The sequence below is a fragment of the Actinoallomurus sp. NBC_01490 genome (assembly GCF_036227085.1).
GTDB lineage: Bacteria > Actinomycetota > Actinomycetes > Streptosporangiales > Streptosporangiaceae > Actinoallomurus > Actinoallomurus oryzae.
Window position 1 is genome coordinate 1,810,452 of the sequence record NZ_CP109433.1, and the last position, 19,380, is coordinate 1,829,831.

18 protein-coding genes are annotated in these 19,380 nt (G+C 71.4%); 8 read left to right on the forward strand and 10 right to left on the reverse strand.

The window, feature by feature from the left end:
- The first annotated feature begins 137 nt into the window (after positions 1–137).
- Together OG417_RS09090 and OG417_RS09095 are read left to right on the forward strand one after the other, a co-directional pair.
- On the forward strand, positions 138–575 hold the full coding sequence (locus OG417_RS09090) for a hypothetical protein (protein ID WP_329252542.1): 438 nt from the start codon (positions 138–140) through the stop codon (positions 573–575).
- Between the two features lie 83 nt (positions 576–658).
- Positions 659–1,243 carry a hemerythrin domain-containing protein gene (locus OG417_RS09095; protein WP_329252545.1) on the forward strand — a complete coding sequence of 195 codons (585 nt, stop codon included), beginning with the start codon at positions 659–661 and terminating at the stop codon, positions 1,241–1,243.
- 25 nt (positions 1,244–1,268) lie between these two features.
- Here the strand turns inward: OG417_RS09095 and OG417_RS09100 are convergent, their stop codons facing one another.
- The gene (locus OG417_RS09100; RefSeq protein WP_329252549.1) at positions 1,269–7,373 is read right to left on the reverse strand and encodes a hypothetical protein; all 6,105 of its coding nucleotides are present in this window, start codon (positions 7,371–7,373) and stop codon (positions 1,269–1,271) included.
- 784 nt (positions 7,374–8,157) lie between these two features.
- Between OG417_RS09100 and OG417_RS09105 the strand changes: the two genes are divergently transcribed.
- The gene (locus tag OG417_RS09105) at positions 8,158–8,634 is read left to right on the forward strand and encodes a MarR family winged helix-turn-helix transcriptional regulator (protein WP_329252551.1); all 477 of its coding nucleotides are present in this window, start codon (positions 8,158–8,160) and stop codon (positions 8,632–8,634) included.
- A gap of 15 nt (positions 8,635–8,649) precedes the next feature.
- Here OG417_RS09105 and OG417_RS09110 read toward each other — a convergent pair whose 3' ends face one another.
- Both OG417_RS09110 and OG417_RS09115 read right to left on the reverse strand, forming a co-directional pair.
- Positions 8,650–9,741, reverse strand: coding sequence for an NAD(P)/FAD-dependent oxidoreductase (locus OG417_RS09110; RefSeq protein WP_329252553.1), 1,092 nt, complete (start codon positions 9,739–9,741; stop codon positions 8,650–8,652).
- A gap of 131 nt (positions 9,742–9,872) precedes the next feature.
- The gene (locus OG417_RS09115; protein WP_329252556.1) at positions 9,873–10,475 is read right to left on the reverse strand and encodes a DUF4291 domain-containing protein; all 603 of its coding nucleotides are present in this window, start codon (positions 10,473–10,475) and stop codon (positions 9,873–9,875) included.
- Positions 10,476–10,592: 117 nt separating this feature from the next.
- Here OG417_RS09115 and OG417_RS09120 point away from each other — a divergent pair, with 117 nt between their 5' ends.
- Positions 10,593–10,970, forward strand: coding sequence for a hypothetical protein (locus tag OG417_RS09120; RefSeq protein WP_329252559.1), 378 nt, complete (start codon positions 10,593–10,595; stop codon positions 10,968–10,970).
- 109 nt (positions 10,971–11,079) lie between these two features.
- Positions 11,080–11,235, forward strand: coding sequence for a hypothetical protein (locus OG417_RS09125; RefSeq protein ID WP_329252562.1), 156 nt, complete (start codon positions 11,080–11,082; stop codon positions 11,233–11,235).
- 60 nt (positions 11,236–11,295) lie between these two features.
- Here the strand turns inward: OG417_RS09125 and OG417_RS09130 are convergent, their stop codons facing one another.
- Positions 11,296–11,874, reverse strand: coding sequence for a TetR/AcrR family transcriptional regulator (locus tag OG417_RS09130; protein WP_329252565.1), 579 nt, complete (start codon positions 11,872–11,874; stop codon positions 11,296–11,298).
- An 80-nt stretch (positions 11,875–11,954) separates the two neighbouring features.
- Here OG417_RS09130 and OG417_RS09135 point away from each other — a divergent pair, with 80 nt between their 5' ends.
- Both OG417_RS09135 and OG417_RS09140 read left to right on the forward strand, forming a co-directional pair.
- Positions 11,955–12,137 (forward strand): hypothetical protein, encoded by a 183-nt coding sequence (locus OG417_RS09135; RefSeq protein WP_329252568.1) that lies wholly within the window; start codon positions 11,955–11,957, stop codon positions 12,135–12,137.
- On the forward strand, positions 12,104–12,886 hold the full coding sequence (locus OG417_RS09140; protein ID WP_329252571.1) for an SDR family oxidoreductase: 783 nt from the start codon (positions 12,104–12,106) through the stop codon (positions 12,884–12,886). Before OG417_RS09135 ends, OG417_RS09140 begins: the two co-directional genes overlap by 34 nt.
- Here the strand turns inward: OG417_RS09140 and OG417_RS09145 are convergent.
- Together OG417_RS09145 and OG417_RS09150 are read right to left on the reverse strand one after the other, a co-directional pair.
- A complete protein-coding gene (locus OG417_RS09145) occupies positions 12,883–14,082 on the reverse strand; it encodes an MFS transporter (RefSeq protein ID WP_329252574.1) in 1,200 nt (399 codons plus the stop codon). The two genes, OG417_RS09140 and OG417_RS09145, sit on opposite strands and share 4 nt — an antisense overlap.
- Before the next feature lie 186 nt (positions 14,083–14,268).
- Positions 14,269–14,586 carry an ArsR/SmtB family transcription factor gene (locus OG417_RS09150; protein WP_329252577.1) on the reverse strand — a complete coding sequence of 106 codons (318 nt, stop codon included), beginning with the start codon at positions 14,584–14,586 and terminating at the stop codon, positions 14,269–14,271.
- 58 nt (positions 14,587–14,644) lie between these two features.
- Between OG417_RS09150 and OG417_RS09155 the strand changes: the two genes are divergently transcribed.
- Positions 14,645–15,865: an MFS transporter gene (locus tag OG417_RS09155; protein ID WP_329252580.1), complete on the forward strand. Its 1,221-nt coding sequence runs from the start codon at positions 14,645–14,647 to the stop codon at positions 15,863–15,865.
- Positions 15,866–15,985: 120 nt separating this feature from the next.
- Here the strand turns inward: OG417_RS09155 and OG417_RS09160 are convergent, their stop codons facing one another.
- The 4 genes from OG417_RS09160 to OG417_RS09175 form a co-directional block, all read right to left on the reverse strand.
- Positions 15,986–16,492: a MerR family transcriptional regulator gene (locus OG417_RS09160; protein ID WP_329252583.1), complete on the reverse strand. Its 507-nt coding sequence runs from the start codon at positions 16,490–16,492 to the stop codon at positions 15,986–15,988.
- Positions 16,493–16,708: 216 nt separating this feature from the next.
- Entirely contained in the window at positions 16,709–16,936 is a 228-nt protein-coding gene (locus tag OG417_RS09165; protein ID WP_329252586.1) for a hypothetical protein, read from the reverse strand.
- A 17-nt stretch (positions 16,937–16,953) separates the two neighbouring features.
- Entirely contained in the window at positions 16,954–18,387 is a 1,434-nt protein-coding gene (locus tag OG417_RS09170; protein WP_329252589.1) for an amidase, read from the reverse strand.
- 175 nt (positions 18,388–18,562) lie between these two features.
- Positions 18,563–19,315 (reverse strand): GntR family transcriptional regulator, encoded by a 753-nt coding sequence (locus tag OG417_RS09175; RefSeq protein WP_329252591.1) that lies wholly within the window; start codon positions 19,313–19,315, stop codon positions 18,563–18,565.
- Positions 19,316–19,380: the final 65 nt, after the last annotated feature.

Below are 19,380 nucleotides of genomic sequence, written 5' to 3' on the forward strand. Positions count from 1 at the left end.
CAGAGTCACGGCGACGGGAGCGGCACGGCCGCCTCCCGCCCCCGACCCGGCGGCCGCCTGACCGTACGCACCCGCCGGGCTCGGCGTTCGTTGCCGCCCATGTCGATTCCGGCATCCGGCGGAGTACGGTGCCGTGCATGCCGGCCGCCATCGTGCATCTGATGATCGCGGCCGTCTGGCTGGGCTCGATGGCCTACAGCCTGTTCGTCGTCCAGCCGCGGGTGGCGCGCTTCTTCCCCGACGAGAGCCGCCGCGAGGAGTTCCTCCTCGTGCTCGCCCACGGCAACCGGCGCGGCGTCATCGCCGTGGTGGCCGGGCTCGCGCTCAGCGCCGCCGCCGTCATGGTGACCTGGCCGGCCGTCGCGGCCGTCTACGCCGTCGCCCTCGTGCCGTACGCCGCCGCCACGACCATCTTCGTGAACGTCTCGTGGCGGCACTGGCCGGCGCGGGTGTTCGCCCTGCCGGAGGAGCTGCCGGGCTTTCACCGGCGGTTGCGGATCCAGGCCTGGGCGATGCTCGTCCTCGTCGGCGTCGCCTTCGCGCTCACCCTGTCCGCCAGCGTCGTGCGGTGGTGACCTGGACGCACCCAGGGTTTCGCGGATCGGCACCGGGTAGACCCAGGGCGAGCCGGCGATGCGCGGAGAAAGGAAATCCGGCCATGGCCGAACGTCCGGAGACGATGCCGGCGACCAACGCCGTCGCGTTGCTGTTGCGTCAGCACGAAGAGATCCGCCGCCTGTGCCGCCGGGTCGAGGCGAACACCGGCCGGCGTCGGGAGGAGGCGTTCGAGAGCCTCCGGCGCCTGCTCGCCGTGCACGAGACCGCGGAGGAGCAGGTCGTCCATCCGATCGTCCGGCGCATCGCCCCGAACGGCGACCGGATCGTCGACCGCCTGCTGGAGGAGGAGAAGCGCGGCAAGACCATGCTGCGTGACCTGGAGCGGATGGGCACCCACGACCCGAGCTTCCCGCCGATGTTCGCGCGCCTCCGCGCGGAGGTACTCCAGCACGCCGAGCGCGAGGAACGGGAGGAGTTCCCCGTGCTGAGCCGGCGCGGTCACGCGGAACTGCGCGGGCTGGCCGCCGCCATCAAGGCGGCCGAGGCCATGGCGCCCACGCATCCGCACCCCGGCGTGGAGTCGGCGAAGAGCAACATGATCTTCGGTGTCTTCGTCTCGGCGGCCGACCGTGCCCGTGACCTGGTCCGTACGCTCACACGCGGCGGGCGCCGGGGGCGCCGCTGACGCCGGGACACGCCCTACGCTCGCTTCACTCCACGATGGTGACCGTGGGGTGCCGCTCTCGGAAGTAGGCGAGATCGGCGTCGGTGAGCGCGAAGTACAGGCCCCTCGGGACGTCCGCGAGCAGATCCGTACCGTCCGGGAGGTGAGCGATCCCGGTGAGGTTCGCGGAGAAGACGTGCATGGGGGACACCCCTTCCTCGTCCCGCTCCCGGATGTCGGTGGTACCCGCGTCGCTGGAGGACGTCGTGCCATGGTCGCCGCCCCGGCTGTGCAGGCCGGTGAGAGACTCCGGGCCGCCTGAGACGCCGGTCTGGTGGCTGACGGTCCGCCCGTGTCCCTGGCTGCCCTTACGCAGCGCGGTGTCCTGCTGGTACATGCGCACCTTGAACGGCGCGTGGGCGACCTTGACGAGGCTCGTGACGTTGATCCCGAGCCGGATCTCCTCGCCGTGGTCGCCGCTCTTGACGGCGAACTCGTGGGCGAGGAGCCGGTCCACGTGCGCCAGCAGATGCGCCTGGCCGAACCTCTCATCGAGGTCCGCGTCGAGGTACCGGCTGAGCTCGGGTCCCCTGAACGGCTCGGCCGCCTGCGGCACCGCGCCACGGAACCTCTTCGGCACCGCCGCCATCGTGGCCATCTCCCGGAGCGCCGGCGCCCCGGGGAACGCGATGCGGTGGAGCAGACCGGGTTCGAGGAGCGTGGCCTGGTGGTTCAGGGGCGGGGTGTACCTTGCCCAGCGGTGCGCCTCGCCGCGGACCGGGGCCCAGCCGGGCACGCTCTCACCCTCCGCGGCGGGCCGGGTGAAGTGGTCCGGGACCGCCACCACGATGCGCCCGGGGGTGTGCTCGGTCCGGGTCTGGACGTTCCGCCGGTGGTCGCCGAACGCCGCGGCCGTACGGCTGCCGGTCCGCGCCGCGACCCGCCCGCCGGCGTTCCGGGCGGCGTCGACCAGGGTTTCGGCGGCCTTGGCCGGCAGATCCATGGACGAGATCGAGACCTCGAAGTCGACGTCGTCGTAGGTGAATTCCTGGGAGCCCTCGAGCGTCTGGCGCCGGTCGTACCTCCGCCGGCCGTCTCTGGCGGTATGACCGGACTCCGTCTGCGTGCTCTTTCCGAACGTGTGCTGGCCGCCCGCACCGACGCCGTGGTAGCCGACGATCCCCCGGACACGCCACCTGAACCCCCGGCTGGACGTGTCCTTGCTCGTCGCCGCGGTCGCGTTCTCGGGCTGGCTCCGGATCATCTGACGGAGTTCGGGGCGATCGCCGGTGTGCCTGCCCTCGTTCAGCAGGGCACGGACGGAGACGCGCGTGACGCGCGTGTGGCCGTCGCCGAGCGACGTGTGGAGAACCTGCGTCACGCCGTGGTCGAGCAGCGTCGGCAGGTCCGAGGCGAGGGCCCCGGGTCCGAACCGCTTCTCGAGGATCCGCATGTTCTGGCTCGCGGTGAGGTGCTCTCCCTTGAAGAGCGTCCCGGCGTCCTCCAGCGCGCCGACGATCCTGTCGAGCAGGTGGGGCGCCTCCACGACCTCGGGGAACGCCGAGGGCATGGCCGCCTCGGGCACGTACGTCCGCGGCCCGGTCGCCGGGGCGACGGCGGTGGACGGGCCGGACAGACCGTGCCTCTGCGCCATCCGATCGGGCACGATGAGGTCGACGCTCTCGTGGGCGAGAAGGTGCACGGGCGTGCCCTCCTCCACCGTGTGCCCTTTCCAGCGCACCGGCGTCACCGTGAAGTGAAGGTCCGCGCGGTCGAGGATGTGCGACACTCCGTCGTCCGCGTACGTCCCGCGCAGGACGGCGGTCGAGCCCTCCTCCACGCTGCTGCCGGTGTTCCGTCCGATTCCCCGGGTGAGGCCGACCTCGTGCAGACCCTCCACCGGGCCCGCGTGGAGGTGGACGCCGAGGAATCTTCCCTGCCCGGCCAGGTGCCAGCCGCCTTCGGTCATGGCCTTGGCCTCATAGCCCGTGGTGCGGTAGTACTCACTCTCGATTCCCCGGACCGGGAACTGACTCCGCGGGGCGCCGACTCTGAGCTCGATCCTGACCGCCTGCTGCCAGCCGTCCACCGTCTCGCCGACGTGCACCTTGTGACCGCCGGGGGCCGTGTACTTGCCGAAGTCGGTCTGCAGCTGCACGGGCCGGGTCGCGTCGCGGATCTCCACGGGGATGTCGAACCGGTCGTGCGGAGCCGGCCGGCCGTTCAGGTCCGCCAGGGCTCTGGCCACCTCCAGATCCAGGCCCCGGATGGCGGCCACGACCGGAGTGATGCCGGTGACCTGGCCGGACAGGTCCAGAGAGGGTCCGGTGAACTCTTCGGTACGTTCGAGACGGCCGATGTCGGCGATGGCGGCCTCGGCGACGGGGCCGCGGGGGACGTGCACCTCGGGTACCAGCACGTTGACGGTCAGGTCCTTCCCGCTGATCGTCCACGAGGCGTCCGAGGACGCCCCGTCCGGCCCGCGCACCCGCAACCGCGCCGTGTAGGCGACGCTCTTCTTGATCTTTATGGTCGGCCCGCTCGTCTCCCTCCGCGAGTACGAGGTCATGTTCTTCGCGAGCTCGTCGCCGCTGGTCCTGTCGAGCCCGACGCTTCCGGTGAGCTTGGCGGGGCTGATCTTCAGCCACTTCAGCGGCGCGAGGAGCCGGCGGAGGCGGGGGCTGCCGGGCCCGTCGGCCAGGCCGTCGAACGGCTGGAGCTCCACCGCGCCGACGGTGTCCGCGCCGACTCCGAAGACCTTGGCATGCCCGACCGTGATGCCCGACATCGTGAGATCGCGCGTGTTCACCGTCATGTCGACGGTGGAGCGATCGACGACGTCCCCCGGGTCCGCGGTGAGGGAGACGTCGATCCGATGGCCCTTGATCACGGCACTGAAGTCCACGCCGTTCACCAGGTCGGCGACCGTGCGTCCTTCGAGTCCCCGCCGGCCGAAAGAGGGCGCGAGGAGCTCCGAGAGGCGATGGGACTCCGCCTCGGTGAGATCCGGGATCGCGTCGCTGATCGCTTTCTCGATCTGCGGGACGATGCGTTCGGCGCCGGGCAGCTCGTGCAGGGTCGCCCGGCCGGAGCCACGGCCGGCCGCCAGAGCCGGTGGCTCCTCCGGGGTCCCCGTGGTCCCGTGAGCCAGGGCCGGTGCCGCGGGATGGGCGGCGCTCGGCGCGGGGTGCATGAGGCCGTCGGTCTTCTCCGCGCCCCAGATGTCGCGTTCCATCCGGGCGGCGTCCTCGGCCCGTACGGTCAGCCAGCTCGGCGCGTCGACCGTGACCGTGCCCAGATCCTCCGACTTGAGCCGGACTTCCAGTCTGGCGCGGTAGACGTCGACCGGCACTTCCTTCTGCAGCGCGGTCAGCTTCACCATGCTCGCGTCGGCGTTCATGGTGACGTGGACGCGTCCCTTTTGGTAATGCCCGCCGATGGACCACTTGAGGGCCCTTCCGGACGGGTCGAAGAACCAACTGATCTTGACCCGGCCGGCGGCCTGCCACCGTGCCCTGCTCCGTTCGCCGTCTCGGTGGATCGTGCTGGTGGCGAGGTCGTCACGGATGGTCCCCTGGGTCGTGGTCAGATGCTCCAGACGCACCACCCGCGCGCTGACCTCGACACCGCCGACGGTGAACCCGTCCAGCAGGGCCGCGCCCTGATTCATCAACGGCTGCTGGCCGAGTGGCCCGTCGGCCAGCCTGTTCACCATCTCGGTCACAGCGTCGGGCCGCATGCCCTCGGCCAGAGCGTGGCTCACCAGTTTCGCCAGGATCGGGCGATTGTCCACGGCGGTGAGGACGGGACGGTACGGGCGTACCGCGTCCGCCCTGTCGGACGGAACCTCGTGCCGGGGGACAGGCGGCAGCGCACCGTCGGCCGCGTTCTCTCCCCGGAAGTTCTCCGGATAGGCGATGGTCATGGAAAGGTCCGGGACCCGGGCGTCGTTCGCGAGTTCGGCCCCGTCGAGGTACACCTCGATCGACGCGCGGGTGTCGAAAGCGTCATGGGCGCCCACCATCACCTTGTGACCGGGCATGACGCGCGTCACTCTCGCGTGAGACTCACTCGAGGTGGTCGACCGGGAGACCCCGGGCAGGGCGTTGTCGTCGGTCATATCGGAGATTTCTTCATTGTGCGCGGCGCCGACCGACGCCTCCCTGCCGTCGCTCCGCCCTTCCCGTACCGCCGCTTCCCAGCTTCCGAATTCCACCGAGTATTTCCGGGCCCCGCCGGTCTCCGTGAGGTGGACCGGATCGCGAGGATGGAGCCACAGCGTGACCGTGTGTTTCCCGCCCTTTCCCCGTACGGTGAACGTCTCGCCGTTCTTCAGCAGGTCGAGCAGCCGGTCCGGGCTCCGATCGGAGAGCACGTCCGCGAGGTGCCGCTCGATCGCCGTGCGGACGCGCGGATCGAGATCGGGCGCGAAGCCCCTGGCCCAGCGACGCGCCGCGGCGAGCGGGTCGGCGGGAAACTCGGCGGCCCGGATGTCCATCCCGTCGCCCGCCACGCCGTCCTTCGCGTAGTCCGGCCAGCTGACCTTCTCGGGCGGACCACCCAGGGTCCCGTGGGCACCGCGTGCCTCGCCGGCAGGGGAGTCGGCCGGGAGGGTGCCGGCGGATCCACCTCCGGCCGGCGGCGCCGGATCGCCGGTACCGTGCGCCATGGTCTGCCCTTGAAGCGGTGCCTGCTCGGCGCGGGGGACCGGGCGGTTCAACACGTCGGCGATCCGGTTTCCGGAGCCTGCGGGAAGCTTGGCGGGTGCGCCGGGAAGCTTGCCGGGAGCATCAGGGAGCCTGCCGACGGCATCAGGGAGCTTGGCAACAGAGTCGGGAAGCCTGCCCCCGGGGACGGCGTCGGGCGGCTTGGGGACGGAACCTGCGCCGGCGACATGGACGTCCCCGGAGTCGGAACCTTTGGCCGGGGTCGCGGGATGGACCGTTCCGATGTTGTGAGCCGGGGGTGTGTGGCCGGTGGAGGCGGGGAGTTCGGGGGCCTTGGCGAGTTCGGTGTACGGCGCGGATCCGATGGGTTCGCCGGTGGGCGGGTGCTCGGCGGTGGTCCCGGTGGGTTCGGTCCGCCATCCGGTGTCGGAGACGACCTCCCCCTCGTAGTCGAAGCCCTGGCCGTTCTCGGAGTGGAACCGGTGGCCGGCCGGCAGCCCCCGGGCCGGTGAGGGCTCATCCGGGACGATCTCCCCATCGACGACCCCGCCGTCGCCAGTGCCCGAAGACCCCTGCCGGAACGCCGAAACACCCGCGTGTTTGATCGTCTCGATCCCGGCCATCCCGAACCCGAACGCGGCCGCCTGCCCCACGTCCACGTGATGCTCCACCAGCGCCTGACCGGCCAGGTTCCCCGCCGTACCCGTCGTCCCGGCGAACAAGAACCGCGCCGCCCCGCCCTTGAGACCTCCCGAATCCATGAAGTTCGCCAACGCCGTGGTCAACCGGTTCCCCCGTGCCGCCACCCACGCACCCGCACCGCCCATCACCGCACCGGCGACCGCGCCTTCTCCCACCGCCTTGAGGAACTCCCCGCCATCGAAACCGTCCTGCAAGCCATAACGAATCCGCGCGTACTGGCCCGCCGCATCCATTCCGCCCGCGTACACCCCGCCGACCACCACCGCCTTGGCCAGCGCCCGCAAGAACGCCTTCAACGACGCCCCCGCCGCCCGCGTCGCCACCGTCGCCGCCTCGACCGACCCGCCCGCGGTCACCGCCGACCACACCATGGCCAACGCCCACATCGCCAGCAAGAACTCGAAGGTCAACGTCCACTGCAAGCGTCCCGCGTTCTTCTGCGCGATCACCCCCTCGACCGACCCGGCCAGCCCCTCACAGGCCTGCGCCAGCCACAACAACCCGCCTTCCTCGCCACCCCCCTGCAACGCCTCCGCGAACGACTTGAACCGATCCCTGGCCTTGCCGGCGTTGTTATCGGTCACCGCCCGCGCATGACCGGCGACCTCGCCCGCCACCAGCCGTACCTGATACGCCGCCCACCGCCACTCCCGCGCCAGCATGCCCAGACCCTCGAGGCTGCCGTCCGGCCACGGACAGCCCCCCACCAGCGTCTCCGCGAACGCCCAGATCTGCCGCAACTCCGACGGCTCGGGATCCGAACGCGCGAACCCCTGCGTCACCTCCGGCAACCGATACGGATGCGTCTGCGCCAACGCCCCCCGATCCGCCCCCTCCGGCAACGCCGACCCCACCGTGCTCGCTTCCTCGGCCAACGCGTACGTATGACCAGAAACGAGCAACATCCCACCGGTGGCCCGCAGCAGATTCACCATGTCCGCCAATGCCGCCAGCACCTGATCCCGCGACGCCCCGTACCCCGGCGACTTGTCATCCCCGTTGAAGAACGCCCGCCCGATCTCGTCCTGACCCCAGCACGCCCCCACACCCGCCAACCCATGACACAACGCGTCAACCGTGTCGCCCAGCGAATCCCCCACACCCAACATCCCGCGGCCCGACTCCACCCATGTGCCAGAACGCGCCAGATATCCGTGCATTGGCTACTTCCCTCCGGCCGACGGCATACCGTCGCAGGTCGGCATGGTGATCGCCGTGTCGATCGGATCGGCTACCCGGAGTTCACCGAGAATTATCCGACAGTTCTCCGTAATTATCCGGAAGGACATAAAAAATTAACATCCATCTAACAGGGCTGTCGGCCACCGAATATCCATCGCCACGATAACGGCTGAATACACTTGGAAAAGTGAAGAGTGGGTGGCTTGACGGTGCCGAACCGGCGACGTGGACGTGGCCGAATACCGGGGCCGGTGCTGCGCGACACCGAGGGACCGCCGGCGGGTCGAACGGCCGGCCGCCGTCCAGCCGGACGACCACCCTCGGCGGTGACCGCGCCGCGCAGGGAAAGTTCGTGCTGCGAACTGGCGGTGTTATCGTGGACGAATGGGCGAGACCGAGGCCGAGCGGATGAGTGTCGCCACTGCCCTGGTCCGCTCATCGTTCCTGGTCAACGCGGTGTACGCCGAGTCGAGCCGCGAATACGGCCTGACCCCCCAGCAGGGACAGCTCCTGTGCGTCCTGATGCCGCAGCCGTACGGCATGAGCGAACTGGGCAGCGTGCTGGGGCTGGCCAAATCGAGCCTGACGGGCCTGGTGGACCGGAGCGCGCAGCGCGGCCTCGTGCGCCGCGAGCCGGATCCGGAGGACGCACGCGCCGTACGCGTCGCGCTCACCTCGGAAGGCGCCCGGCTCGCCGAGCGGTTCTACGCCGAGACCGCCCGCCGGGTCGAGAGACTGGCCGACGGCCTCGACGCACCCGACCGCCGTACGCTGACCACCCTGCTCAGCCGCGTGGTGTTCGACAACGAGGTGCCGGTGGTCTTCATGGAGTGCGGCGGGACAACCTCAACCCCACACTGACCCTTCGCCGGGGGGTCATGCGGTGCCGAACAGCCTGGCGAAACGGCCGGTGTACAGGTCGGCGCCCTTGCGTTCGCTCACCGCAGGGGCGGGTAGCACGGTCGGGCCCTCGGGAGACGGTATCTGGCCCACCCCGCCGCTCGGGCCGAGGGGGAGGACGATCGACCTGATGTCGGAGGGGTGGTAGATCGCGGTCGGGGGTTCTCCTCGTACCTGGGCGAGGATGTTCTGTGCCACGATCTCGGCGTGGCGCATCGCGTGGCCGGCCATTTTCGCCTCATTCAGGTCGGTCAGGTCGCCGATCGCGTAGACGTGGTCGTGGCCCTCGACGTTCAGTGTTCCGGTGACCCGTACGTGGCCGCGCGCGGTGCGTGTCCTGGCCAGGTCGCCGCCGAGGTAGTCGCTGTTCGGGCGTACGCCGTGGCAGCGGAACCAGATGTCCGCCGAGATCGCGCCGCCGTCGGTGGTGGCGGCGGTGAACGGGGCGAGTGTGCCCGGCTCGGTCGGGGGCGGTTCGGTTAGCGAGGTGTTCAGGCGCGGCTCCACGCCCAGCGCGTCGAGTTGGTGGCGTAGGGCCTTCCGCATCTCCGGTGAGAAACCGGGCATCAGTTCCCCGGCCGGGTCGAGCAGCGTGACGTGCTTGTCCGGCCATACCGCCTTGATCTCTCCGGAGAGCTCCAGGCCGACGGGTCCGGCTCCGGTGATCAGTACCCGTGCCGCGCCGGCCAGTTCCTTGTGCGTCGCGCGGAGTCGCTCCAGTGCGTCGCCGGAGCTGTCGGTGTCCATCTTGGCCGGATACGGATAGTTCGAGCCGGAGGCGAGTACGAGGTAGTCGGCGTCGACACGCCGGCCGGAGGCCAGGGTGACGCCGCCGGGGTCCGCCGAGGCCGCCCGCTCGCGGACGACCGTGCCGCGCCGGAGCAGCCGGGCGTACGGGAAGAAGATGTTGCCCGCCCAGTCCGGCCGTACGAGCGCGCGCAGCGATCCCGCGGCGTGCACGAACGAGTCCTTCGGCTCCACGAGTACGACGTCGGCCTCCCCGTCCAGCGCCTTGGCGAGCGCGGCGCCGCCATAGCCTCCGCCGACGACCACGACGGTTCTGCCCACGGTTCCCTCCCGGAATCAACCAGTTCGTTGCACGAACTGTATTAGTTCGTTCTACGAACTTCAATGCCTTGCCGTCGTACGTCGAAGAGTTCCCTAGCCGGCGCCGCACCGGGCGGCCGGCGGGCCGTGCGTCACACGTCGGCGCCGATACGCCGGGCGAGTTCCGGCGGGAGGGGATAGACGCGCTCGCGGGGGAGCAGAGCGGAGGCCCTGCGGGTGTCGCCGTCGTCGAGCAGCCGGCGGATTCGGCGTACCGTGGGGGTCAGGTCGCGGATGTCGAGGGTCCACTCATCGGCGTACCGGTCGATGACGTGCCGGCTGAGCCCCACCTGAATGCTGCGCGCGTCCAGCGACCGCCCGCGCAGCGTCCGCTCCGGATCCCACTGGACGTGCACCCGGGCGCGCCGGAACTCCGCACGCCACTCGTCGCCGTCGCGGTACACGCGCCGGTCGGCGTGCGTGGGTACGGCCTCGGACAGCGCCTCCTCCCAGCCCTCACGGGAGATCCGGACGGCGAGGACCATCTCCTGCCCGGACTTGCGCGCCCAGCCGCTCCGCTCCATCAGCCACAGGAAGGACGGCTTGATCCAGGTCATCCGCGTACGGGAGAACGGCGGCACGAAACTCCCCTGCTCGACCGCCGGCCGCCCGATGTGCGGCCCGTACGCCTGGTAAACGACGATCGACGTACGGTCGTAGTCGGCTCGGATCTCGCGCGGTCTCACAGGACGCATGCTGTCCCCCGGGCGGACGATGGATCAACCCGATTTCGCACGCCGTTCCGGGACCCGTCCCGAGGTCGAGGGTGTACACCGGCGATGTCGTCCAGGGACGAGGCCGAGGAGGGTGGAATGCCAGGTGTGCGCGGTCGATCCGTACGGTGGCCGGTGCTCGGCGTGGCGGCGGCGCTGGTGATGACCGGGTGCGGTGGGCACCACAGATCCCCACGCCCGCACACGCTGGTCTTCGACGTGACCGGAAAGGGCACGCTCTCGTCGCTCACCTACACCATCGACGGGCGGGCCACGGGCCGGAAGTCGGTCGGCCTGCCGTGGCGCCAGACCTTCAGGCTGCCGGCGAGGAAGGGCGGGCACAAGTGGGATCTGACCGCGAAACTGGACTCCGGCTCGGTCTACGTCGAGGTGTATCTGGACGGCGCGCGCATGAGCAGTGGGGGCTGTGCGGGAGACGGCTGCGACAGCGGGGGCAGCGGCTCGACCGCCGACTGAGCGTGCGGGACGGCAGCGACCGTGGCCGAGGGGGGCGAGCACGCCGTTGAGGCGCCCACCTCGACCAGGTACGTCGTCTGGCCGACACGCTGCTCGAGCGCTGCCCGCGTTGACCTTCCAGGCCAACCACCTCGCGCCCTTCCTGTTCACCCGGGAACTCGCGCGCCGGAACGACGGGGTCGGCGGCGCGTACTTCGACGGCTTCACCAAGGGCGCGAAGGTCAATCCGCGGGCCGACGAGCCGGACCTCGCGGCGCGGCTGTGACTCGACGAGACCGAGTGAGCGGAGGTGCGGCGATCGCTCCCCGGGGCGCGCGACCGGTCCTCACCCGTCGAGGTCGCTCGCCGGACGAGGGGATCCGGTCATGAGGGGCAGGATGTCCTCGCGCAGTTGCCGTTCGTCCGGCGGGCTGCCGTGCAGCATCATGTGCAGGAAGACCAGCGCCGGTCCCACATCCGCCCGGGTGTCCAGGTCGGGCACCGGGCCGATGACCCGGCGGAGGCGCTCGCGGCCGGCCGCCCGTACGGGGTTGATCTTGGCCTCGCGTACGGCGGCGGCCAGTTCCGACGTGGGATCGGTCAGCAATACCGCGAGCAGGGGAGCGGCGCGGTGGCCGAGCCCTTCAGCGATCTTGACCAGGCCGGTCAGCAGGTCCGCCCGCGGATCGTCGGTGGGTTCCACCTCGCGCGCCGCCGCGGCGCTGCGCAGCGCGTCGACGACCAGCGCGTACTTGGTCGGCCAGCGTCGGTAGAGGGAGCCGAGGCCGACTCCGGCGTTGCGGGCGACCTCGGCGACGCGTAGCCCGTCGTAGCCGCGGCCGTCGAGCTGGGTCAACGTCTCGCGAAGGACCGCCTGGTCGACGGCCGGGTCGCGAGGCCGGCCCCGGGTGCGCTCGGTGCTCATTCCGTCCAGCTTAACGGAAACGTTGACTTCCGTATCTGGAGGCTGCTATACCGGTAACAGAAGTTATCGTAAATGAGGCCGTGACCCTGCGGCTCGCCGGCGCCGCGGAGCTCGCCGCCGTGCTGGGCCTGCTCCTGCCGGGCGCACTGGACCTCGCGACCGTGCTGACCCCGCCGGCCGCCGCCGGGGTGTACGTCTCCCCGGCACGACCGACCAAAGGAGTACGACCATGGATCTTGCCCTTCGCGGCAAGCAGGTTCTGATCACCGGCGCTTCCAAGGGCATCGGCGCGGCGACCGCCGAGGTGCTGGCCGAGGAGGGCTGCCACCTCCACCTCGCCGCACGCGGCGAGGCCGGGCTCCGTACGCTCGCCGAGCGCCTGCGCGCCGAGCACCAGGTGAAGGTCGACGTCCACCCGGCCGACCTGCGCGATCCCGGCGACCTCGCCCGGCTCGCGGAGGCCACCGACGGCATCGACATCCTCGTCAACAACGCGGGCGACATCCCGGGAGGATCGCTCGACATGGTCGACGAGGACGCCTGGCGGCACGGCTGGGAGCTGAAGGTGTTCGGCTACATCAACCTGACGCGGCTCGTCTACGCGCGGATGAAGGCCCGCGGGCGCGGGGTCATCGTCAACGACATCGGCGCGGCGGGCGAGGGATTCGACGCCGACTACATCGCCGGCAGTTCCGGCAACGCCGCGCTGATGGCCTTCACCCGCGCGCTCGGCGGGCGCAGCCTGCGCGACGACAACATCCGTGTGGTCGGCGTCAACCCCGGCCCGGTCGAGACCGAGCGGATCGTCGAGCTGATGAAGGCCCGTGCCCTCGCGCGCCTCGGCGACGAGGGGCGCTACCGCGAGCTGATGGCCGGCCTGCCGCTCGGACGGGCGGCCGGGCCACGGGAGATCGCCGACGCGATCGCCTTCCTGGCCTCCGAGCGATCCGGCTACACCAGCGGCGTCATCCTGACCCTGGACGGCGGCCTGTGCGCGAGGGGCGGAGCCTAGACGCCGGTCGCGGCGGCGGCCTCGGGCCTCACCGGCCGGGGAGCGCGCCGCCACAGCGGGACGGCCAGCGTGACCGCGAGGAGGCTGCCGGTGCCCGTGACCGCGAACGACCAACCGGTGCCCGCATGGTCGATGAGGAAGCCGGTGATGGGGCTGGCCAGGGCGATCCCCAGGGTCAGAGCGGTGCTGTGCAGGCCCACGGCCTCGCCGCGGGCGCCGGCGGGCACCCATCCGCTGAGGGTGTCCACCGTGGTGGAGAGGGAGGGGGCGCACAGCATCCCGGAGGGAACCAGGGCCAGGCACAGCAGCGGCCACGGGCCGACCAGGCCGACCGGTACGGTGAGCGCGGCCATGCCGCCGATCGTCACCAGCGGGGACAGGCTCCGCGGCAGCGAGCCGTACGCGAAGCCGCCCGCCAGCGACGACAGGCTCCACAGGGCGATGGCCAGGCCGGTCCAGCGGGTGGCGGCGTCGGCCTTGAGCACCGCGACCAGGTTGAGCTCCGTCGCGGTCAGCACGAAGGTCGCCGCGCACGTGATCCCCAGCAGGGCGAACAGCCTGGGCGTCAGCCACTGCCGCCGGGGGACGACGGTCTCGACGGCCTCCGGCTCGTCTCGGTCGCGCGTCCGGGGGTTCAACACCAGCAGGGCCGTACCGGACCCGACCAGCCCCAGGCCCACGAGAGCCATGGTCCGGTCACTGCCGAACGCCGTCGTGGCGGCGACCGCGACGGCCGGGCCGACCATGTAGCTCACCTCGATGAGCATCGAGTCGAGCGCGAACGCCGTACGGCGCCGTTCGACCGGAACGGCCGCGGCCAGGCACTGGCGGATCACGTTGAACACCGGCAGCGCCAGCACCCCGGCGGCGAACGCGCCGACGACGAGCGGCCAGTACGGCAGGAACGCGGCCGAGGACCAGAAGACCAGCTGGGCGACCGTGGTGACCGCCACCACCGGCCGGAGGCCGTACCGGTCGACGAACCGTCCGCTGATCGGCGCGCCGAGTGCCGTGCCGCCCGTCGAGGCCGCGCCGACCAGGCCCGCCTGGAGGAAGCCGAGCTTCATGCCGGTGACCACGTGCAGGGTCAGGGTCACCCCGATGGCGATGACGGGGATGCGCGCGAGGATGCCGACGAGCAGCAGCGGCCGGACCCCCGGAACCGCCAGTACGCGTCGGTAAGGTTCAAAGGCCACTGCGGTTACTTACCTCCCTGCGGATTGTCGCAGTGGCCACAGCGCGAGGGAAGTGAATTTTCGGCCGGACGTGACGCCGAGGCGCGGTGCTCCTACGACGGCCGCCTCGCCGAGTGAGGCAGGACCTGGCTCCGGCTCCTCATCTGTGGTGGCGGCGGGGCTGTGAGCCCGGCACCGGAGTCCGTCTCACCGGCTCCCGAGTACGGCCTGGAGGAGGCCGGGGAACCGCTTCTCCATGTCGTCGCGGCGCACTCGGACGATCCTCTGGCGTCCTTCGGTGACCGTCCTGGTCAGGCCGGCCTCGCGGAGGACCCGGTAGTGGTGGGAGATGGTCGGGTTGCTCAGCCCGAGGTCGGCCTTGTCCGCGAGCACCGCGCAGTCGATGGGGCCCTGGCTGTGATACAGCGCGGTCATGAGCGCCCGCCTGCCGGGGTCGGCGAGCGCGCTGAGGATGACGGTGAGGTCGAAGGAGTCGACCGAGGGCTCGGGCAGCGTGCGCGGCATCCGTCGCCTCCTCTCAATTGTTTGACGTACATCGAATCGTAGCCTAGCGTCCCATCGTGTGATTAATCGACAATCATCGAACGATCTAACTGTCTGGCGCCTGCTCATCCTCGCCGTCGGCACGTTCGTGCTCGGCGTCGACGGCTTCGTACTACCGGGGCTGCTGCCGCACGTCGCCGCGGACCTGTCGGTGAGCCTCGCCACCGCCGGCCAGCTGACCACCGCGTTCGCGATCGCCTACGCCGTCGGATCGCCGATCATCGCCACGGCGACCGGCCGGATGGATCGTCGCGTGGTCATCGGCGCGGGCATGTTCGCCTTCCTGGCCGGAATGGTCCTGCAGGCCGCGGGCCCTTCGTACGCGGCCGTGCTGGCCGGCCGCGTCGTCGCCGGGCTCGGTGCGGCGGCGTTCCAGGCCAACGCGTTCGCCGTCGCCGGGGTGCTGTCCCGTCCGGACCGCAGGGCCCGGTCGTTCGCGATGATCGGCGCGGGTTCCAGCCTGGCCTCGGTGGTGGGCGTGCCCTTCGGGCTGCTCGTCGGTCAGTGGCTGGGCTGGCGAGGGGCGCTGTGGACGATCGCCGCCCTGGCGGCCGCCGCCGCGGTGCTCGCCGCGGCCGGCCTGCCCTCCGTCACCCTGCCCGCGACGTCACTGCGCAGCAGGCTCGCGGTGCTCGTCGACCCGCGCGTCCTGGTCCTGCTCGTTGTCAGCGCGCTCGTGCTCGCGCCGCTCTACCTGGTGTCGTCGTACGCCGCGGTCGTCGTCGGGGTGAGCACCTCGGCCGACGGCGCCGTCCTGGCCGCGCTGTTCGTCTTCGGGACGGGCTTCTTCCTCGGCAACCGCCTGGTCGGACGGTTCGCCGACCGGTTCGACTCCCTCACGTCCCTCACCGCGGCGCTGACCGTGGCGATCTTCGCGAACGTCGTCCTGGGCGTCGTCCAGCACTGGTTCGTGCCGACCCTCGCCGCGCTGTTCGTCCTCGGTCTCGTCGGATCCTTCCTGTTCATTCCCCAGGCGGACCGGGTCTTCGTCGCGGGCGGCGACGTCGCCACCGTCGCGCTCAGCCTGAACGGGGCGATGGCCTACGTGGGCACGGCCATCGGCGCGACTCTCGGCGGCGTGGTGCTCTCGGTCGCGGGCGTGCTCTGGCTGGCCCCGGCCGCCGCCGTCCTGGCCGCCGTCGTGCTCGGCGTCACCCGGCTGACCGCACCGGAGCGCCGTACGGCGGCCGGCCGCCCGGAACCGGCGGCGCACGCCCCTTCCGAAGCCGTCCGGCCATAGGGCTCGGGGGCTCCGCCCGAGGGCGTGCGACGCTCGTCCCGATCTCAACGGCACCTCAGGACGCGACTGGTCACCGGTACGGCGGTTCGCCAACCCCGGGTCGCATGGGACGCCGGCCCTCTACTGCCGGTCTTCGCGCGGGGAGAGCTTCGCTCCGCCCCGCAGCCGGCCGGTGGCGGCCCGGCGTCGTGGCGTACCGGCTCGGGGAGGAGCGGCTCGGGGAGGAGCGGCGTCCGCCTCTGCCGGGAACAGGTCGCAGCCGGGGCAGGTGTACGTCAGCTGGGCGGCCACCTCGGCCCGGCGCCGGATCAGAGCGCGGATCTCCGCGTCGATCTCGGCGAGCTTGCGCCGTGAGACGGCGACCGACTCCGGGCACGAGGCACCCGCTTCGTGGCCCGCCCGCAGGCAGTCGACGAACGGGCGGGCGTCCTCCAGCGTGAAGCCCACCGCCAGCAGCGAGCGGATCTCGGCGACCAGCCGCAGGTCGGACTCGTCGTACTCCCGGTAGCCGTTGGCCGCGCGCCGAGCCGGGAGCAGCCCCTGCTGCTCGTAGTAGCGCAACGCGCGTGCGCTCACGCCGGCCCGCTCGGCCAGCTCACCGATCCGCATCGGCCCTCCCCGCTCCACGGGCCCTCCTTGTCCCCACCCCACGAAAAACGCTCCGCAGGCTCCGCGTTTTCCCGTGGCCCCGGGAGGAGCGGAGTGACCAGGCGCGTGTGCTCAGGGATTCGTTCGCTCCGCGCGCTGGTGGCGTCAGCGAAGTTACCCCTTGACACCGGCGTCAAGGTCAAGCCCGGAGGGCGCGCGTGGGCCGGACCGCCTGCGGTCCGGCCCACTGCGGCCTCAATCCGACCAGTCGGCGATGCGGGCGCCGGCCTGAAATCGCAGCCCGGGATCGGCGTAGCGGGCCTCGGGGACGGCATAGAGCATCGCGACGCCGAGGTTCTGGGCGTCGTAGCCGGCCACGAGCTTGGCGATCTCCTGCCCGGTGGCCGGCAGGCCTCCGCGAGCCAACGCCATGCCGATCTCGGTGACGAGCCGGGGGTCGGCCGTCGAGTCGTTCGCTGTCATGGTGTCTCTCCTCCGAATCAGACCGCTGCGGCCGTCGCGGCGGCGGAGTCGTCGGCCATCGTGGGGACGCGGCGATGCCAGTCGGTGACCTGCTGGAACGCGTCGCCGGTCGCCAGGATGGTCGCCTCCGCGAAGGCCGGGCCGGCGAGTTGCATCGACAGCGGCAGCCCCGCCGCGGTGAAGCCCATCGGCACGGCGAGGACCGGGTTGCCGACGCAGTCCCAGTACTGGGTGAAGATGAACTCGAACATCGCCTCGACGTCGATGGTGCCTTCGGCGTCGGTGATTTCGTCGTAGTGGGGTGCGGGGAGGGCCGTGGTGGGGCAGACGATGACGTCCACCTCCTCGAACAGCCGCGCCACGGCGTCCTGCGCGACTCTCCGTACGCGCTGGGCCTGGACGTAGTCCGCGCCGGACACGAGCGCGCCCCGGGCGAGCAGGAGACGCGTGGAGGCGAAGTAGTCCGCCCACCGTTCGACCAGATCGTTCCGGTGGTACGCGAGTGCCTCGGCGCACATGGTGACGAGGTTGGCGGTCAGCATCTCGTGCCAGTACGGCAGCGCGACCTCGGTCAGAGTTGCGCCGAGAGAGGTGAAGGTGGCGAGCGCCTCGTCGAAGACGGGGCCGAGCGCGGGATCGGACCGCTCGGGGAAGTGGTGCTCGCGGACGACCCCGATCCGCAGACCCTCCAGCGAGCCGGTGAAGTCCGGGGGAGAGAGCGGGAGGTCGACGCAGTCCGGGTCGCTGGGGTGGTGCCCGGCGATCACCTCCAGGACGCTCGCGCAGTCGCGGGCGCTGCGGGCGAGCGGGCCCACGTGGTCGAGGCTGTACCCGAGCGGCGCGCACCCGGACTTGGGCACCCGGCCGAAGGTCGGCATCAGGCCGGTGACCCCGCAGAACGCCGCCGGTATGCGGATGCTGCCCGCCGTGTCGGTGCCGAGCCCGGCGAAGAACATCCCGGCCGCGACGCCGTTGCCGGTGCCCGAGCTGGAGCCGCCGGGCCAGGTCCGCGGGTCCCATGGGTTCCGCGGAATCGGGAAGGGCTTGGTGGGGTCGACCATGCCGCAGGCGAACTCCATGGTGGTGACCTTCCCGGTGATGACCGCGCCGGCGGCCCTCAGCCGGGCCACGACCGGCGCGTCCCGGCCCGCGCCCCACGCCGGGTCGAGGATGAGGCTCTGCGCCGTCGTCGGTCCCTCCGCGGCGGCGAGGATGTCCTTGACCCCGAACGGGATGCCGTGCAGAGGGCCGCGGTCGACGCCCTCGGCCAGCTCGGCGTCGGCGCGTTCGGCGGCGGCGAGCGCGGTGTCGTCGAAGCGGGCGAGGTACGTGCCGAGCTCTCCGTCGAGCCGGTCGGCCCGCGCGATCGCCGCCTCGGTCAGTTCGGTGCTCGTGACGGTGCCGGAGCGCAGAGCGGCCGCGGCGTCGGTCAGCGTGACGGGTGTGGGCATGGGGGGATCCCTTCAAATGCCTCGGGAACTGGGGAGATGCGGTTATCCACAGGGAAGGGCGCATGCCTTTCCGGACTGCGGGCCCGCGCTGGACAATGTGAGTGGGGTCGGCCCCCCGGGCGGGCGGGGCTTCGACGGGCGGGGCTTCGACGGGCGGGGCTTCGACGGGCGGGGCTCAGGTGCCGGGGCCGTGCCGTACGGCTCGGGACACGAAGAGGAAGCGGTCGCCTCGGGTGTGGATGTGGGCGAGGTCGAACGGCCGCCCGGCCGCGTCGCGGATCACCTGTTCGAGCGTGATCAGCGGGGCACCCTCGGTGACGTCGAGCAGCGGGGCCGTGGTGGCGTCGGCGGGCGAACAGCCGACGACGAACTCCGACTCGCCGAGACCGACTCCGGCGTCCCGCAGCAGGGCGTACCAGTCGGAGTCGAACGGCATGGCGAGCAGCCGCTCGGCCTCGGGAAAGAGCACATAGTTGGTGGCCAGCGCGGTCGGCTCCTCGTCGAGGAGCGCGACGTACTCCAGGCGCAGGCACGGGATGCCGGGCGGCACGCCGAGGCGTTCGGCGGCGATGGCGGGCAGCGGGATGGTCGAGCGGTCGAGCACCCGCGGACGCAGCCGGCGGTTGAAGACGCTGTCCACCCTGGGGTCGGCCGCGCCGTGCGCCTCGGCCAGCCGGGCGAGGACGGCGTGCGCGACGATGTGGGTGCCGACGCCCTGCCTGCGGTCGATGAGCCCCTCGCGGCGGAGCAGCGCCAGTGCCTCGCGTACGACCGCCCTGGTCGCGCCGTATGAGGCCATCAGTTCCGGCTCGCCGGGCAGCTGCCCGCCGGGAAAGCCGCCGCGTAGGACGGCCGAGCGCAACAGGTCGCGTAGACGGCGGACGTGAGCGTCGTGCGTCCCTCCCGGCCCGTACGACCCTGCCACCATGGCCGGGGACATTACGGACGTATCGTTTCGCCGGGATTCCGGCTCCGTTACTCGATCATTACGCG

Excerpts from the sequence above, each read along its gene's own strand:
- OG417_RS09090 (WP_329252542.1), top strand. The coding sequence starts at position 138 with ATGCCGGCCGCCATCGTGCATCTGATGATCGCGGCCGTCTGGCTGGGC.
- OG417_RS09095 (WP_329252545.1), top strand. The coding sequence starts at position 659 with ATGGCCGAACGTCCGGAGACGATGCCGGCGACCAACGCCGTCGCGTTG.
- OG417_RS09105 (WP_329252551.1), top strand. The coding sequence starts at position 8,158 with ATGGGCGAGACCGAGGCCGAGCGGATGAGTGTCGCCACTGCCCTGGTC.
- OG417_RS09115 (WP_329252556.1), bottom strand. The coding sequence starts at position 10,475 with ATGCGTCCTGTGAGACCGCGCGAGATCCGAGCCGACTACGACCGTACG.
- OG417_RS09120 (WP_329252559.1), top strand. The coding sequence starts at position 10,593 with ATGCCAGGTGTGCGCGGTCGATCCGTACGGTGGCCGGTGCTCGGCGTG.
- OG417_RS09130 (WP_329252565.1), bottom strand. The coding sequence starts at position 11,874 with ATGAGCACCGAGCGCACCCGGGGCCGGCCTCGCGACCCGGCCGTCGAC.
- OG417_RS09140 (WP_329252571.1), top strand. The coding sequence starts at position 12,104 with ATGGATCTTGCCCTTCGCGGCAAGCAGGTTCTGATCACCGGCGCTTCC.
- OG417_RS09150 (WP_329252577.1), bottom strand. The coding sequence starts at position 14,586 with ATGCCGCGCACGCTGCCCGAGCCCTCGGTCGACTCCTTCGACCTCACC.
- OG417_RS09165 (WP_329252586.1), bottom strand. The coding sequence starts at position 16,936 with ATGACAGCGAACGACTCGACGGCCGACCCCCGGCTCGTCACCGAGATC.
- OG417_RS09170 (WP_329252589.1), bottom strand. The coding sequence starts at position 18,387 with ATGCCCACACCCGTCACGCTGACCGACGCCGCGGCCGCTCTGCGCTCC.
- OG417_RS09175 (WP_329252591.1), bottom strand. The coding sequence starts at position 19,315 with ATGGTGGCAGGGTCGTACGGGCCGGGAGGGACGCACGACGCTCACGTC.